Origin of the sequence: Hydrogenimonas urashimensis (assembly GCF_016593255.1) — a bacterium.
GTDB lineage: Bacteria > Campylobacterota > Campylobacteria > Campylobacterales > Hydrogenimonadaceae > Hydrogenimonas > Hydrogenimonas urashimensis.
The window spans coordinates 1190366-1204892 of the sequence record NZ_AP023212.1; the positions used below are offsets into that span (position 1 = coordinate 1190366).

Genomic DNA, 14527 nt, shown 5'->3' on the forward strand with positions numbered 1-14527 from the left:
CCGAAAAAATTATCGATTGGCACATTGTAGCAAACCGCTTCCCTCCCATCGCACACTTTTATCGCCCCGGCTCTATGGAACCCGACTGAAAATCCGCTATAATCGCCCTATGAACGCATATCTTGAACTTGGCACCGTCAACCGCCTGAAAATCGCCAGAGAGACCGATTACGGTCTTGTTCTCGCCAGCACCGAGGCCAAAGAGGTGCTGCTTCCGAAACGCTACATACTCCCTTCGATGAAAATCGGCGACACTATCGACGTTTTCGTCTACACCGACAGTGAAGACCGCATCGTCGCGACAACGCAACAGCCCGAAGCGATGCTGGGGGAGGTGGCGCTCATGGAGGTGGTCGATGTGACATCCCATGGCGCCTATCTGCATTGGGGGCTTCCCAAAGACCTCTTTGTGCCGAAGATGTTTCAGCGCATGCCGATGCGCAAAGGGGACCGCCGGATTGTCCGGGTCGCCTACGACGAAAAGACCCATCGCCTCGTGGGTACCGAAATTTTCGACCGGCAGCTGAAAAGAGCAGGACGCAACGATCTCAAACGCAACCAGGCGGTGGAGATTCTCGTCTACGCCAAAACCGACCTTGGGTACAAAGCGGTGGTCGAAAAACGGTACGACGGCCTGGTGTTCCACTCCGACATTTTCGAACCGATGAAGATCAAAGAGACCAAAACCGCCTATATCAAACAGATCCGCGACGACGGCAAGATCGATCTGCTTCTGCGCCCCATCGGCAAAAAGAGCGATGATATCGCCGCGGACAAAATTGTCGCCTTTCTCGACAACCAACGGGGAATGATGCCCCTGAACTACAAGAGCGATCCGGAACGGATCAAGGCACTGCTCGGGCTCAGCCGGAAAAATTTCAAACGGGCGTTGACGAAACTGCTGGAACAGGGCAAAATCGAGGTGAAAGAGAACGGAACCTATCTGAAAGCAAAACAGAGAAAGCGAGAAGTGAAACCTTGACGGTAGATTTACACAACCATACGAGCCGCTGCAATCATGCGGAAGGATCGATCGACGACTATATCGAAAAAGCGATCGCGGAAAAGATCGATATTTTCGGTTTCTCCGACCACGCCCCGATGGATTTCGACCCCCGCTACCGGATGGGGTTTGAAGAGATGCGTGCCTATGAAAACGATGTCAGAAAGGCCAGGCAAAAGTATGCCGGACGCATTGACATCCGCCTCGGCTACGAAGTGGACTGGCTGCCGGGCCACATGGATGAGCGGGTACTGAAGGCCGATGTCGACTACCTGATCGGTTCGGTTCACTTCATCGACAGGTGGGGATTTGACAATCCCGAATTTATCGGCAGATACGAAGGGGCCGACATCGACACTATCTGGCAGGACTATTTCGATCTCGTCGAAGCGATGGCCCAAAAGGGGTGCTTCGATATCGTCGGCCACCTCGATCTGATCAAAGTTTTCAAATATGTCCCCAAAACCGATGTCCGCCTGATCGCGGAAAGGGCGATGGATGCCATCAAAAAAGCGGATATGGTCATCGAGATCAATGCAGCAGGATACCGTAAACCGATCGGAGAGGCTTACCCCAGCCGTGAACTGCTGATCATGGCTTACGAGCGGGATATCCCCATCACCTTCGGTTCGGATGCCCACAAACCGGAGCAGGTGGGTTTCATGAAAGAGGAGATTCACAAACTGGCCCGATCCATCGGTTACACCCGTGCCGCCCACTTCAGAAACCGCGACAGGGCGTTTGTCGACTTTTAGCGATAGTTTCCGAAAAAAAGATCGAAGAATATCGTGAAGGAGTAGTTGGGATGGAAGTGGTGCATTTTATGGAAATTGATAGCGGGTATCGCTTCCATATAGAGCCACTTTTTCCACACGCTCCTGCGGTAGCCGAACGCTGTCGTATAGCTGTAGATGCCGGAATACTCCTTGGTTTCATCCGTGTCGTCGGGTGTGTATTCGTAATGGGTATGGCCAGAGAAACTCTGAATCAGCCGCATGCCGCTGTGGCCTGTCAAGCCCCAGTGGTAACTTAGACCGATCCCGTACGCCATCCCTTTTTTGTGCGCTCTTGTACCACGGTTCAGTTGCACTCTAAAAAGGGTCTCTTCCCACGGTTCCGTGTCGAAATAGAGATCGGTCTTCTCGGAAAAATCGTATTTTTCCGAATATTGAAAGATTTGAACCGGCTCGACAACCCATCCCCCCGGTTCGAACACCATGTTGTATCTGGCGCGAAGGTAGGGATGCAGGCCACTCAAACCCAGGGAATATTTGGAATAAATTCCGTATGTTTTCGGGGCGAAGTAATTGATTCCGACCTTCGGGGAAACCTCTTCGCTGCCGTTTTCGGTTTTTTTTACCAGGTTTTCGACATTGTCCTCATTAAGGTCTTCGATAAACAGGCGAAGTCTTTTTCTAGTCCGTGAAAGCGGCAGGTGCACTCGGACATTGAAATTCGTCTCGTCCGAATCGAGGGAACGTAACGCCGTACCCAGACGCAGACGCACATAGCTTATGGAAGTTTCGCTGAGGTATTTCTGCGTTTGAAAAAAGGTATCGGTCTGTTGCCGTTCCGCTTCCAGAGGCGTTTCGGTACCTCTTTCGGAAATGTTTTCATCCCCGCCAAGCCATTGGTACAGACGCCTGTCGATCGCTTCCGACCAGTCGACCACTTCACCCGAAACCGTTTCGTACCAGTTATCCACCCAGGATGTGTTCGCATCGGTGGCACCGGTCTGTGCCTCGAGCGGGGTGAGCATCCATGAAAAAAGCAGACACACGGCGATGGTTTGCATCCACGAAAAATTTTTCATGCCTCTATCATAGCAGTTTCGGTTTCAAGTTCCGCTTGTATTGCAAAGGATGGAAACACGAAATGTTCCTGCCTATTTTTTAAGCAACCCTTTCACTTGCCTCTTACTTTTTTTTTGTTACAATACCCGATATTTCAATTTTCCAAGGAGAGAAAATGGGCAAATTTGTCAACAATGTCGACGAGTTCTTCAGATTTTGTGCGGATAACGATGTCAAATTCGTAGATCTGCGCTTCACGGACATCAAAGGTGCATGGCACCACCTGACCTACCTTCTGAGTGCTCTTGACAAAGATATGCTGAGTAACGGACTTCCCTTCGACGGCAGTTCCATCGAAGCGTGGCAACCGATCAACAAATCGGACATGATCCTCAAGCCCGATATCGAAACGGCATTCCTCGATCCCTTTACGGCCGATCCGACCATAATCATCTTCTGTGACGTTTTCGATATCTACAAAGGCCAGCTTTACGAAAAATGTCCCCGATCCATCGCGAAAAAGGCGCTCAAATATCTCGAAGAGTCCGGCGTGGGCGATGTGGCATACTTCGGCCCGGAAAACGAATTCTTCATTTTCGACGATGTCCAGATCAAAGACGAGATCAACGAGTCCTTCTACCGTGTCGACAGCGAAGAGGGCGAATGGAACGACCCGAGCCGCAACGACGATTTCGGCAACATCGGCCACCGCCCCCGCACCAAAGGCGGATACTTCCCCGTCGCACCGACAGACAGCATGGTCGACCTTCGCGCCGAAATGATGCAGGTGCTCGAAGAGGTCGGACTGGAAGTGGTTCTCGGACACCACGAAGTGGCGCAGGCCCAGGGAGAAATCGGCGTCAAGTTCGGATCACTCGTCGAAGCGGCCGACAATGTCCAAAAATACAAGTACGTCGTGCGCATGGTTGCCCATCTCAACGGCAAAACGGCGACCTTCATGCCCAAACCGCTCTTCGGCGACAACGGCAACGGAATGCACGTCCACCAATCCATCTGGAAGGACGGCAAAAACCTCTTCTACAAAGAGGGAGAGTACGGCAACCTCAGCGACACGGCTCGCTGGTACATGGGCGGCGTTTTGAAGCATGCCCAGGCGGTCGCGGCTTTCACCAACGCGACAACCAACAGCTACAAGCGCCTGATTCCGGGTTTCGAAGCTCCGAGTATCCTGACCTACTCCAGCCAGAACCGCTCCGCTTCCATCCGTATTCCCTACGGTGCCAGCGAAAAGGCGGTACGCATCGAAACACGTTTCCCCGACAGCTCCTCCTGTCCCTATCTCGCTTTCACGGCACTGCTGCTTGCCGGAATCGACGGTATCAAAAACCAGTACGAACCGGTCGGGCCGATGGATATCGACCTCTTCGAGCTTTCACTCGATGAAATCCGCGAAAAAGGTATCCAGCAGATGCCCCATACACTCCGCGAGGCGATCGAAGCGCTGCTTACGGATAACGAGTTCCTCAAGCCCGTCATGACCGACGATTTCATCGAAACCTTCAAAAACTACAAATTCGAAACGCAGATCTGGCCCGACGAGGCACGGCCGACCGCATTCGAATTCAAAACCACATACTCCTGCTGATACCCATCCGCGCCACTTCCTGGCGCGGACCCTTCGCCTTCCATAAAATTCATTTCCGTTAACACTCGGTTGACACCCGAGCAAAACTCCTCTTTTATAATGACAATCTCTTTCGGCGACGCTATATGGAGGTTGTTATGCTGTTACGTATTTTTGCCATGTTTTTTGCCATCCTGCTGACGATCGGTGCCGCCATCAAGCAGCACGGTGACACACAGGAGAATAGAATTGAAAAGCGGCAGCATGAAACGATCACTTCAAAATAGCGTATAATTACGGTAGTGTTTTTTCCTGTCGGATAGCCGACGAAGATTCGCCGGAAGAGAATGGCGAAGCGGTGCACACGATACCGTGTCACACATAAAAGGTTCAACGATGATCAATATACTCATGATAGAAGACGATGTCGACATAAGCTCGCTTTTGACCAAATTTCTGGCACAGTACGGCATGAAGGTCGAGAGTGTCGAAACGCCGAAAGCGGCGCTGAACGCCCTGGAACTCGACCATTACGATCTCATCATTCTCGATCTCACCCTTCCCCAGATGGATGGCCTGGAGCTTTGCAAACTGATCCGAAAAGATTACGATATCCCCATCATCATTTCCAGCGCCCGAAGCGATCTGACCGACAAGATCATAGGTCTCGAATACGGCGCGGACGACTATCTTCCCAAACCCTACGAGCCGAGGGAACTGGTGGCGCGCATCCAGACGGTCCTGCGCCGATACCGCCCTACCCTTCAGGCCGAAAGCAGCGATTTCGAACTGAACGAAGGAAAAATGCAGATCCTTTTCAAAGGGAACAAACTCGACTTGACGACGGCGGAGTACGAGATACTGCGCCTCTTTCTGCTCAATCCCGGCACCATTTTGACCCGCGATTACCTGGCCAACAATGCCGAATCGATCTCATGGGAGAGCAGTGAAAGGACCATCGACGTCATCATCAGCCGTATCCGCAGCAAACTCGGCGATAATCCCAAACAACCCCGCTATATCCACTCCATCCGCGGAGCCGGATACAAATTCACGCCGTGAACCGACACTCCCTCTTTTTCAAACTCAACCTCTTTTTTCTCTTCACCGTCGCGGCGCTGATCGCTTTTTTTGTCATGACGGTACGGGAGTTCGAAGCGCAAGAGCTCCATCTCATCGAAAAAAAGGTGCTTCACGACGAAGCGGAGATCAGAAAAATCATCCTCGAGGAGGTGGGCGATCCGGAAAAAAGGTTCAAAGCACGCGGCTACCGGGTCATCGAATATCCCGAAACCATCAAATCCGATCTCAAGCAGATATTCCGGCATCCGCCCAGCTCCTTTCCTCTGATCGTCTCGGAGCGGATACTCGACGGCCGGCTCAAAATCTACCGTGACAGCGACAATCTCTACTTCGAGCTCATCGGCCCCGACCACTCCACGATGATCGCCTCGCCCATGGATGTCTACCGCCCCAAATGGATTCCCTTCCTTTTCGGGAGCATGATGGCCATTCTGATCCTACTATACTGGACGATGCTGCGCAGCCTCAAGCCGCTCAAAACTCTGGCCGAACAGATCCGCCGTTTCGGCGAAGGGAATATGGATGTCTCGACCAAATCGGAGAAGCGGGACGAAATCGCCTTCGTCGCCAACCAGTTCGATGCCGCCGCCAAAAAGATCCGGGCGATGAAAGAGGCAAGAACACTCTTTATGCGCAATATCATGCACGAACTCAAAACCCCCATCACGAAAGGGAAACTGAGTGTCGCACTGATGAACGGGGGAGAGGAGGAAGAGGTGCTTCGCCGCGCATTCGAACGGATGGAGCAGCTGATTCAGGAGATGGCGGAAGTGGAGATGATCACCTCCCAATCTCTCGATCTCAATCCCGATGTCTGCGATCTCAAAACGATGGTCAACGACGTCTCGACGCTCCTTTTCATCGAGAACGACCGGCGGGTGCAATTCGTATGTCACCCCTGCAAAGTGATCGCGGACTGCAAAACGCTTACCATCGTCATCAAAAACCTCATCGACAACGGGCTGAAATATTCACCCGACAATTCGGTGGAGATCTGCTGCAAAAAGGGAGTCATTCAGGTGATCAACAAAGGGGAACCCCTTCCCAAGAATTTCGAAGAGATCATTGAACCTTTCGCGAAAGGGGAGCCCAACCATTCGGAAGACAGTTTCGGGCTAGGTCTTTATATCGTCAAATCGATTCTCGACGCCCACGGTGCCGAACTGGACTACCGGTATGAAGGCGGGCGCCACATCTTCTCCATTCGCGGGCTGAAACCCGCCAAATGATACCTTAGATCGCTTTTGCGATCAGGCGGTTCAAACGGGCGTTGAAGTCGGCGATGTCGTCGACTTCGAGGCCGGCAGCCATCTTCGCTTCATCAAGCACGACGTGGGCGATATCCCGCGTGACGGTTTCGTCGTTCTTTTCGAGAAGTTTTTGGAAGATTTCGTTGTCGGGGTTGATCTCCAGAATCGGTTTGGGTGTGGGGACCTCCTGTCCCATCTGACGCAGAATCTGCTGCATCGCGATATCGGGATCGTTCTTGTCGAATACGACCACGGCGGGCGATTCCTTGAGGCGTTTGGTCAGACGGATATCTTTGACATTCTCGCCAAGTTCGGCTTTCATCGCGGCTACGATCGAAGCGAACTTCTCCTTCGTCTCTTCGCCCACTTCGCCCTCTTCTTCGACGTTGGCGATGTTCTCAAGCGGCGTGCCGTCATATTCGGTAACGGTGGGCATGACGATGGCATCCACCTCATCGTCGAACAGAAGCACTTCGATGCCCTCTTCCCTGTATTTCTCGAGCAGTGGCGAGTGGCGGAGCAGATTCTCGTCTTCGCCCATAAGGTAGAAGATTTTCTCCTGCCCCTCTTTCATGCGTGCCTTGTACTCCTTGAGGGTTGTATACCCCTCCTTTTCGCTCGATTTGAACAGCATCAGGTCAAGCAGCGCATCCTTGTTTTCAAAATCGCTGTAGATACCCTCTTTGAGCGCTTTGCCCATCTCCTTGAAGAACCCTTCGTAAGCTTCCCGATCCTTTTCTAGCAGCTTTTTGAGCTCCCCCAGGATCTTCTTGACGCCTGCTTTTTTGATCTTGGCAAGAATAACATTCTCCTGCAGCATTTCGCGGCTGACGTTGAGCGGAAGATCCTCGGCGTCGATGATACCCCGCACAAAGCGCAGATACGTGGGCAGCAGCTCTCTGTCTTCATCGGTAATGAAAACCCGTTTGACATAGAGCTTCACACCCGGCTGGTAATCGACACGGAAAAGATCAATCGGCGCTTTTTTCGGAACATAGAAGAGCGTATAGTACTCCAGTGTCCCCTCGGCACGGGTATGAACCCACAGGAGAGGATCTTCGCTGTCGTGACTGATCTGCTTGTAGAACTCCTTGTAGTCTTCCTCTTTGAGTTCGCTTTTTGGCAGACGCCAGAGTGCCGAAGCCTTGTTGATCTGCTCCTCCTCGCCTTTCTCGTTCACCAGATAGATCGGGAAAGGGATGTGGTTGCTGTATTTTTCGACGATGCTCTTGATGCGCCATTCGCTGGCGAACTCTTCGGCATCATCACGCAGATGAAGAGTGATGTCGGTGCCGTAATCCTCTTTTTGGGCCTCTTCGATCTCGTACTCGCCATTCCCCTCGCTGACCCACTTCCAGGCCTTTTCCTCGAGGGGCTTGCGACTGACAACCTCCACCTTTTCGGCCACCATGAAGGAGCTGTAGAAGCCCACGCCGAACTGACCGATCAGATGGCTGTCTTTTTTGGCGTCACCGGTGAGGCTCTCGATGAAACTCTTCGTACCGCTTCTGGCGATGGTTCCCAGGTTTTCCACCATCTCCTCGTCGTTCATGCCGATACCCGTATCGCTGACAGTCAGGGTTTTTTTGTCTTTGTCGAAAACGATAACAATTTTGCTTGGCAGGTCGAGTTCCTTGTACTTTTCATCCGTCAGTTTGAGAAATTCGAGTTTGTCCAGAGCGTCGCTGGCATTTGAGATGAGTTCCCTTAGAAAAATCTCTTTGTTGGAGTAGAGGGAATGGATCATCAAATGGAGCAGCTGGTTCACTTCGGTCTGAAATTCATGTTTCGACATGACAAAACTCCTCGTTTTTTTGATGAAATTTTACAATGTTGATATTGGCATTGTCAAGTTTTATAATGTTTGTAATTTTAGGGTTTTATGTGCTTGTTGGCACAAAATATCTTTGAGTGTCAAATCGACGCGGAACACTTTCTTCTCAGCAAGAGCTGCCTGCCGATTTGTTATGATATTGGAAACAATTCGGGAGGTCGTCGATGAGACAACGATTGAAACTGGTGCTCGCTCTTGTGGCTGTCGTCTTTCTCTTTTCGGGATTTTTTGGAGGCGACAAGAGCAAAGAGGAAATCCAAAAGGCTCGTCAGGAGATACGGAAGATGAGTCGCGAGACACTGCAGATGCTCTATAGATATGTACCGCAAGCCCGCAGCCAGGTAAAAAATGCCTATGGGTACGCCACATTCTCCAATATCGGCATCAATCTGTTTCTCCTTTCGACGGAGAACGGTTCGGGACTCGCCCATAACAACAAAACAGGCAAAGATATCTTTATGAAAATGTTTTCGGGCGGAGTCGGTGTTGGCCTCGGTGTCAAGGATTTTCGCATTGTCTTTATTTTCGACAACAAAGAGGTATTCGACAATTTCGTGAACAGCGGATGGGAAGCCAACGCCCAGGCGGATGCCGCCGCCAAAGCCAAAGAGAAAGGAGGTGCCGCCAGTGCCGCCGTCACCGTCGCGCCCGGCCTTCACCTCTACAAGATAACCAAAAACGGCCTGGCACTGCAAGCCACGATCCAGGGAACGAAATACTGGAAAGACGACGAACTCAATTAAAAAATTAGCGGTAGACTACGTACCTCGCACCCGCCGAAATTTTTAACTTTTTATGCCTTCACCACCTGCTGGACTGACGAACTGGTCGTTGAGTTTTCTGATCGCCTCCTTACTGTAGTCGATCACATGCTCCAGTTTATCGGCGGCGCGGCGGCTCCATCCTTTTAACCAGATACGCAGCATCGGACGATACCAGCGGATATTCTGTTCGATCGCACGGGCGATTCGTGGATCTTTCTGCATCCAGCGCTTCACTTCCATGCGTCCGAAGAGATGGCGCATTTTGAAGTGGATAAAGAGAAACAGAACGATCGCGGCGGCGTAGACTGCCACCACCCCTCCCATGGAGGAGGGAAGCATGCCAAGCGTGAAAAGAGAGCCGACACCGGCGGCGATCAGCCCCGCCAGCACGAGGTCGGCGACCATAACGCGGCGGCCCCAGCGACCGAGTGCCTTCCGCAGCAGCGGCAGTTTCTCGGTAACGATCTCTTTCGCGAAATCTTCGAGCGCTTTGGAGATGCGATAGGCACGCTCGATCTTGACCCCCTCCATCCGCTCGATGATTCTGGCCAGATCCTCGTCTTTTTTCCGCTTCAGGCGTTCTGCCACGGCCGGATCGTCGATGGCCACCATCGCGTCTTCGTTATAGATGGCGAAGAAATTTCCGGAGATGAGCCCCTGCTGCGAGAGCGCCCTCTGCCAGGCGCCCATCACATCCTCCAGGTTGTCCTCTTTGGCGGTGGTATCGATCTGGTTGAGAATGTAGAGCATCTTGTTGGCGTCCCTGCGCCCCACCGTCGTTCCGACCAGATGCTCCAGCGTATCGCGCATCGCGCCGGGTTCCGGATGGCGCGCATCGAAAAAAATGAGCACCAGATCGCTCATCCCGATAATGTGATCGGTGATGCGCAGTATCGAATCGCGCTGGGCATCGGCATCGAAACCGGGAGAATCGATCAGAATCTCCCCTTTGATCACATCCGATTTGACCGTCTTGAGCTGAAGATAGAGGTTGACACGGCTTCCCTCCCCTTTTTCGACCTTCTCCACCTCTTCGCTGATATTGTAGAAAGGAAAGCGCGGATCGGCGTCGAGCGCCAGACCCGGAAGGGTTTGCACCTTCTCGTTGTTGCCGTAGCAGATGACGGTGAATTTGTCGTCGACCGCCTGGTTGCCGCTTTGCTGTACCTTCACCCCGAGATAGTTGTTGATGAAAGTCGATTTGCCAGCGGAAAAGGTTCCCAAAACGGAGATTAGCGGCCACCAGGAGATATTGGCTGTATAACTCTCTTCAGACCCAAGAAATCCCAGGGAGTGGGCGATCCTGTCCAGATTTTCGTACTGCCTGATGACATCCAGCAAAACCGGATTCTCTTCTTTTAGATGCTGCTTGAGCTTTTTGTACCGCTCTTTTGTCGTCATATACGTCCTTTATGGTGTAACGTCAATTAGAATATAATCTCTTCCTCCGTGGGGGAGGCCTCCACGGCAGGCAGCGGGGAGAGATCGGTATAGATCACATCCTTTCCGTTCCGGGTCGCATGGTAAACCCCTTCGGGTTCTTCGAACTTTCGCATGAACTCCGGATGTTTCTTTGCCAGCGCCCCGTAAAAAACTCGGGCCACCGGGGCTGCCGTCCGACCGCCCGTTTCGTGTTTTGGAAGGGGTGTATTGTCATCGTTTCCGAACCAGACAACCGTTTCCACATCCGGTGTAAAGGAGCAGAACCATGTATCCACACTGTTGTTGGTGGTTCCGGTCTTTCCTGCAATGTCGATCCCTTTGACCCTCGCGTTTCTGCCGGTCCCCCGCCGTACCACATCTTTAAGTATATCAATCATCAGATAAGCCTGCGGTTTGGGATAGACCTCTTTGCCCACGCTCTCTGTATGCTCAACCAGTCTGCCTTTGTCATCGTAGAGGTTGACCACCAGTCTGGGTTCGTGCAACACCCCCATGTCAGCAAAAACCGTGTAGAGGCGGGCCATCTGAAGAGGGGAGAGGGCGATGTTCCCCAGCGCGATGGAGAGGTTGTAGGGAAGATCCTCGATACCGAAAACATCCAGTTTGCTGTGGAGTGTCGTGATTCCAATTTCGCTCACGAGGTTGATCGTCGCCAGGTTTCTTGAATGGACCAGTGCCTCCCGCAGCGTGATCATCCCTTTGTAGTCCTTTTCGTAGTTTTTGGGCTGCCACAGTTTGCTGGTGTTGCCTTCGTCGAAACGATAGGTCCGGGCGATGTCGGGAATCCGGCTTTCGGGGTTGTATCCCAGATTGAGCGCGGTCTGATAGATAAAGGGTTTGAAAGCCGAACCCGGCTGGCGCCGTGAAGAGACGGCCCTGTTGAAAGCGCTTCGGGCATAGTCGACCCCGCCGAGCATCGCTAGCACATCCCCGCTCCTGCCGTCGAGCACCACCATCGCCCCGTTGAAGGTTTCGGAGATGTTCACATCGTCACCGTGCCGTTTCCGGTAGGCTTCGTAACCGTACTTCAGCGCATCGCGCGCCATCGCCTGATACTCCAGATCCGCGGCCGTTTCGATCCTGTATCCGCCCGAACGTATGTCGTGGTATTTCGGAAGCAGCCGGTTGATCACCGCATCGACGATATAGGGGGCACGGTTTTGTGTCAGCGTGTCGTCGTACACCTTCGGTGCCTCCTTGATCTCACGCATATAGGTCGCCTCGTCGATCCATCCCAGTGCCTTCATGCGCTCCAGCACCCGGTTGGCCCGCGCCATCGCGTTGGCGTAGTGGCGCGTCGGATCGTAGGCGCTCGGCGCTTTGGGAAGACCGACTAAAATGGCGATCTCTTTGAGTGTCAGCTCGTCCAGATCTTTGTGGAAATAGCCCAAAGAGGCTGTCCGGATGCCGTAATATCCGTGCCCGAAGAAGATCGCGTTGAGATAGCGCTCAAGAATCTCCTCTTTCGTGAGCTCCTGTTCCAGGCGGATCGAAAGGAGTGCCTCCTTGATCTTTCTTTTGATCTTCTTCTCACGGCTCAGAAGCGTCGATTTGATCAGCTGCTGGGTCAGAGTCGATGCCCCCTCGACCATTTTCCTCGCTTTGATATCTTTGACAAGCGCCCGGAAAATCGCTTCGGGATTGACACCGTGATGCTCGAAAAAAAGTGTATCCTCGATGGCGACCAGCGCTTCGATCACCCTGCCCGGAATCTCGTCGTAGGAAACATAGATGCGGTGCTCCTTTTCAAAAACGTTGGCGATCAGCCGGCCGTTGCGATCGAAAATCTGCGTCGTCTTGGGCGGATTGTAATGCACCAGCGGCTCCACTTCGTGGCCGATTTCGAAATAGAGATAGACCAGATACCCGAAAAGGGCCATTGCCGCCAATATGGCGAGGCGGACTAGCAGTTTCACAAAAAATTTTATCAACTTCTAAACTCCCGATGTGCGAAATTGGCGGCGATGAGCGCTTTGGTATAGTCCGACCTGGGGAAGGAAAGCACCTCATCCATCATCCCGCGCTCCATCACTTTCCCCTTTTTTATGACGACGATTTCACGGCAGAGCTTCGCTGCCGTGGCGATGTCGTGGGTGACAAAAAGCATCCTGAACCCCATCTCTTCCTGCAGGTCAAGGAGCAGTTTCACGACCATCTCTCTAAGATCGGCATCCAGCGCTGTGGTCGGTTCGTCCAGCAAAAGCAGCTTCGGCCGCGACGACAGGGCCATGGCGATGACCACCCTCTGCAGCTGTCCGCCGGAGAGTTCCGGGGGGAAACGGTTCAGCAATTCACTCTCAAGCCCGACCTGCGCCATCCGCTCCGGCGCACTCTCCGCCGCCACGATCCACTGATCCCGGATCTTCGTAAGAGGGGAGAGAGCGGTGAAGGGGTTCTGTGGCACATAGGCCACCGTTTCGCCACGCCGCAGCCCAAAATCGCTTTCGCACGCCAGACGGGCTTTAAAACCTTTCGGAAGCATTCCAAGAAGGGCCTTGAGCGTCAAACTCTTCCCGCTGCCGCTCTCCCCTACCAGTGCCAGAGAGCGGCGTATGGAGAAGGCGATATCAACAAAGACCTTCCCCTTTTTGGAGATCGTCAGAGCGCTGCACCTAAATTCACCCATGCAGCATCCTTTTGATCGCTTTGAACAGTTCCCGGTACCGTTTCGGTTTCACGGCCGTCCGAAGAATGACACGCAAGATGGGACTGGAAACGGTCGGCGGGCGTATCGCGCCCACCTCGAACCCCATCTTCTTCAAACGATCCCGCAAAATCATGGTCGTCTCGATATCGGGCATCGGAAGCGGAACGATCATCCCTTCGGGCATCGTCCCGGCAAAAGGCTCCGCCACCGCTTTGAGCCTCTCTATTTTCCGCGAAAGCTTTTTGCGTTTTTTCATGATGTAATCGAACCCCTCGTGAGCGAGGGCGATATCGAACAGCGAAGGGGCCGTGGTATAGATCAGCGGTTTGGCACGGTTGTGCAGAAACGAAACGATCTCTTCGGAGGCGAGAATATAGGCGCCGTAACTTCCGTACGCCTTTCCAAGCGTTCCCATCTTGATATGTCGTGCATCCGGCTCGATGCCGTAATGGTCGAAAACACCCAGAAGATTGGGTCCTGTCGTTCCGCTGCTGTGCGCTTCGTCCACGATCATCAGGGTGTCGAACCATTCGGCGATCTCGAAAAAATCCCTTTTGACCCTGTCGCCTTCCATCGAATAGATGCCTTCGACCGCAATGATCCGTCTGCCTCCTGCCGGCACATCGGAAAGCTTTTCGATCAGATCGGCCGGATCGTTGTGGGCGAAGGTGACGACGCGCCCCCGCACCAGCTTCGCTCCCACCATCCCGCTGGCATGATAGCTCTCGTCGATAAAAAGCACATCACCCCGACGCACGAGGGATTCGATCAGACCAAGGTTGGCCAAAAATCCGCTGCCGACCACCACGCCCGCTTCGAATCCGTTCGCTTCGGCGAGGCGATGTTCGAAATCCCGGTGAATGGGATGGTATCCTCCCACAAAAAGCGATGACTTCGGCGCATGCCATGGAAAATCCGCCACACGCCGGCAGGCGCCTTTGAAAAGCTTCCGCTTGTGGGCGAGTCCAAGATAGTCGTTGCTCGCCATATCAACAGCGTCGGGATCCGCCATCACGGGGGTGCGGAAACGGTTGGCACGGCGCAGGGCGGCAAGCTCTTTTTTATACATAACGGTCTTCGCCCTTTTTTAGTGAAAAGTTTCGGAAAGGTCGCTTCGCTCCTTTT

13 protein-coding genes are annotated in these 14527 nt (G+C 53.0%); 7 read left to right on the forward strand and 6 right to left on the reverse strand.

Annotated elements, in window-relative coordinates; genetic code table 11:
* Positions 1-109: 109 nt before the first annotated feature.
* Together JMG82_RS05990 and JMG82_RS05995 are read left to right on the forward strand one after the other, a co-directional pair.
* A complete protein-coding gene (locus JMG82_RS05990) occupies positions 110-982 on the forward strand; it encodes a CvfB family protein (RefSeq protein ID WP_201351827.1) in 873 nt (290 codons plus the stop codon).
* Complete coding sequence (locus tag JMG82_RS05995; RefSeq protein WP_201351828.1) at positions 979-1758, forward strand: histidinol-phosphatase; 780 nt, start codon at positions 979-981, stop codon at positions 1756-1758. Before JMG82_RS05990 ends, JMG82_RS05995 begins: the two co-directional genes overlap by 4 nt.
* On the opposite strand, the gene JMG82_RS06000 is transcribed toward JMG82_RS05995, so the two are convergent.
* Complete coding sequence (locus JMG82_RS06000; protein ID WP_201351829.1) at positions 1755-2816, reverse strand: hypothetical protein; 1062 nt, start codon at positions 2814-2816, stop codon at positions 1755-1757. The two genes, JMG82_RS05995 and JMG82_RS06000, sit on opposite strands and share 4 nt — an antisense overlap.
* Positions 2817-2971: 155 nt before the next feature.
* Here JMG82_RS06000 and glnA point away from each other — a divergent pair, with 155 nt between their 5' ends.
* From glnA to JMG82_RS06015, 4 genes are all read left to right on the forward strand, one after another.
* Positions 2972-4402, forward strand: a complete 1431-nt coding sequence (gene glnA, locus JMG82_RS06005) for a type I glutamate--ammonia ligase (protein WP_201351830.1) — start codon at positions 2972-2974, stop codon at positions 4400-4402.
* Between the two features lie 137 nt (positions 4403-4539).
* Complete coding sequence (locus JMG82_RS11785; protein ID WP_269089340.1) at positions 4540-4668, forward strand: hypothetical protein; 129 nt, start codon at positions 4540-4542, stop codon at positions 4666-4668.
* Between the two features lie 109 nt (positions 4669-4777).
* Positions 4778-5443, forward strand: coding sequence for a response regulator (locus JMG82_RS06010; RefSeq protein ID WP_201351831.1), 666 nt, complete (start codon positions 4778-4780; stop codon positions 5441-5443).
* Positions 5440-6693: an ArsS family sensor histidine kinase gene (locus tag JMG82_RS06015; RefSeq protein WP_201351832.1), complete on the forward strand. Its 1254-nt coding sequence runs from the start codon at positions 5440-5442 to the stop codon at positions 6691-6693. The genes JMG82_RS06010 and JMG82_RS06015 overlap by 4 nt, the downstream gene beginning before the upstream one ends.
* 4 nt (positions 6694-6697) lie before the next feature.
* Here the strand turns inward: JMG82_RS06015 and htpG are convergent, their stop codons facing one another.
* Positions 6698-8509, reverse strand: coding sequence for a molecular chaperone HtpG (gene htpG / locus JMG82_RS06020; protein WP_201351833.1), 1812 nt, complete (start codon positions 8507-8509; stop codon positions 6698-6700).
* Positions 8510-8712: 203 nt separating this feature from the next.
* Here htpG and JMG82_RS06025 point away from each other — a divergent pair, with 203 nt between their 5' ends.
* A complete protein-coding gene (locus JMG82_RS06025) occupies positions 8713-9291 on the forward strand; it encodes a lipid-binding SYLF domain-containing protein (RefSeq protein WP_201351834.1) in 579 nt (192 codons plus the stop codon).
* Between the two features lie 42 nt (positions 9292-9333).
* Here JMG82_RS06025 and JMG82_RS06030 read toward each other — a convergent pair whose 3' ends face one another.
* Genes JMG82_RS06030 through JMG82_RS06045 form a run of 4 tightly spaced genes read right to left on the reverse strand, consistent with a single transcriptional unit; the run spans position 9334 to position 14471 of the window.
* Positions 9334-10713, reverse strand: a complete 1380-nt coding sequence (locus JMG82_RS06030) for a dynamin family protein (RefSeq protein WP_201351835.1) — start codon at positions 10711-10713, stop codon at positions 9334-9336.
* Between the two features lie 26 nt (positions 10714-10739).
* Positions 10740-12671, reverse strand: coding sequence for a penicillin-binding protein 1A (locus JMG82_RS06035; protein ID WP_346727037.1), 1932 nt, complete (start codon positions 12669-12671; stop codon positions 10740-10742).
* Between the two features lie 11 nt (positions 12672-12682).
* A complete protein-coding gene (locus JMG82_RS06040) occupies positions 12683-13381 on the reverse strand; it encodes an ATP-binding cassette domain-containing protein (protein ID WP_201351836.1) in 699 nt (232 codons plus the stop codon).
* On the reverse strand, positions 13374-14471 hold the full coding sequence (locus JMG82_RS06045; protein WP_201351837.1) for an aminotransferase class I/II-fold pyridoxal phosphate-dependent enzyme: 1098 nt from the start codon (positions 14469-14471) through the stop codon (positions 13374-13376). The genes JMG82_RS06040 and JMG82_RS06045 overlap by 8 nt, the downstream gene beginning before the upstream one ends.
* Positions 14472-14527 lie beyond the last annotated feature (56 nt).

Coding starts and splice junctions, on each gene's coding strand:
- JMG82_RS05990 (WP_201351827.1), top strand. CDS start 110: ATGAACGCATATCTTGAACTTGGCACCGTCAACCGCCTGAAAATCGCC.
- JMG82_RS06000 (WP_201351829.1), bottom strand. CDS start 2,816: ATGAAAAATTTTTCGTGGATGCAAACCATCGCCGTGTGTCTGCTTTTT.
- glnA (WP_201351830.1), top strand. CDS start 2,972: ATGGGCAAATTTGTCAACAATGTCGACGAGTTCTTCAGATTTTGTGCG.
- JMG82_RS11785 (WP_269089340.1), top strand. CDS start 4,540: ATGCTGTTACGTATTTTTGCCATGTTTTTTGCCATCCTGCTGACGATC.
- JMG82_RS06010 (WP_201351831.1), top strand. CDS start 4,778: ATGATCAATATACTCATGATAGAAGACGATGTCGACATAAGCTCGCTT.
- htpG (WP_201351833.1), bottom strand. CDS start 8,509: ATGTCGAAACATGAATTTCAGACCGAAGTGAACCAGCTGCTCCATTTG.
- JMG82_RS06025 (WP_201351834.1), top strand. CDS start 8,713: ATGAGACAACGATTGAAACTGGTGCTCGCTCTTGTGGCTGTCGTCTTT.
- JMG82_RS06030 (WP_201351835.1), bottom strand. CDS start 10,713: ATGACGACAAAAGAGCGGTACAAAAAGCTCAAGCAGCATCTAAAAGAA.
- JMG82_RS06040 (WP_201351836.1), bottom strand. CDS start 13,381: ATGGGTGAATTTAGGTGCAGCGCTCTGACGATCTCCAAAAAGGGGAAG.
- JMG82_RS06045 (WP_201351837.1), bottom strand. CDS start 14,471: ATGTATAAAAAAGAGCTTGCCGCCCTGCGCCGTGCCAACCGTTTCCGC.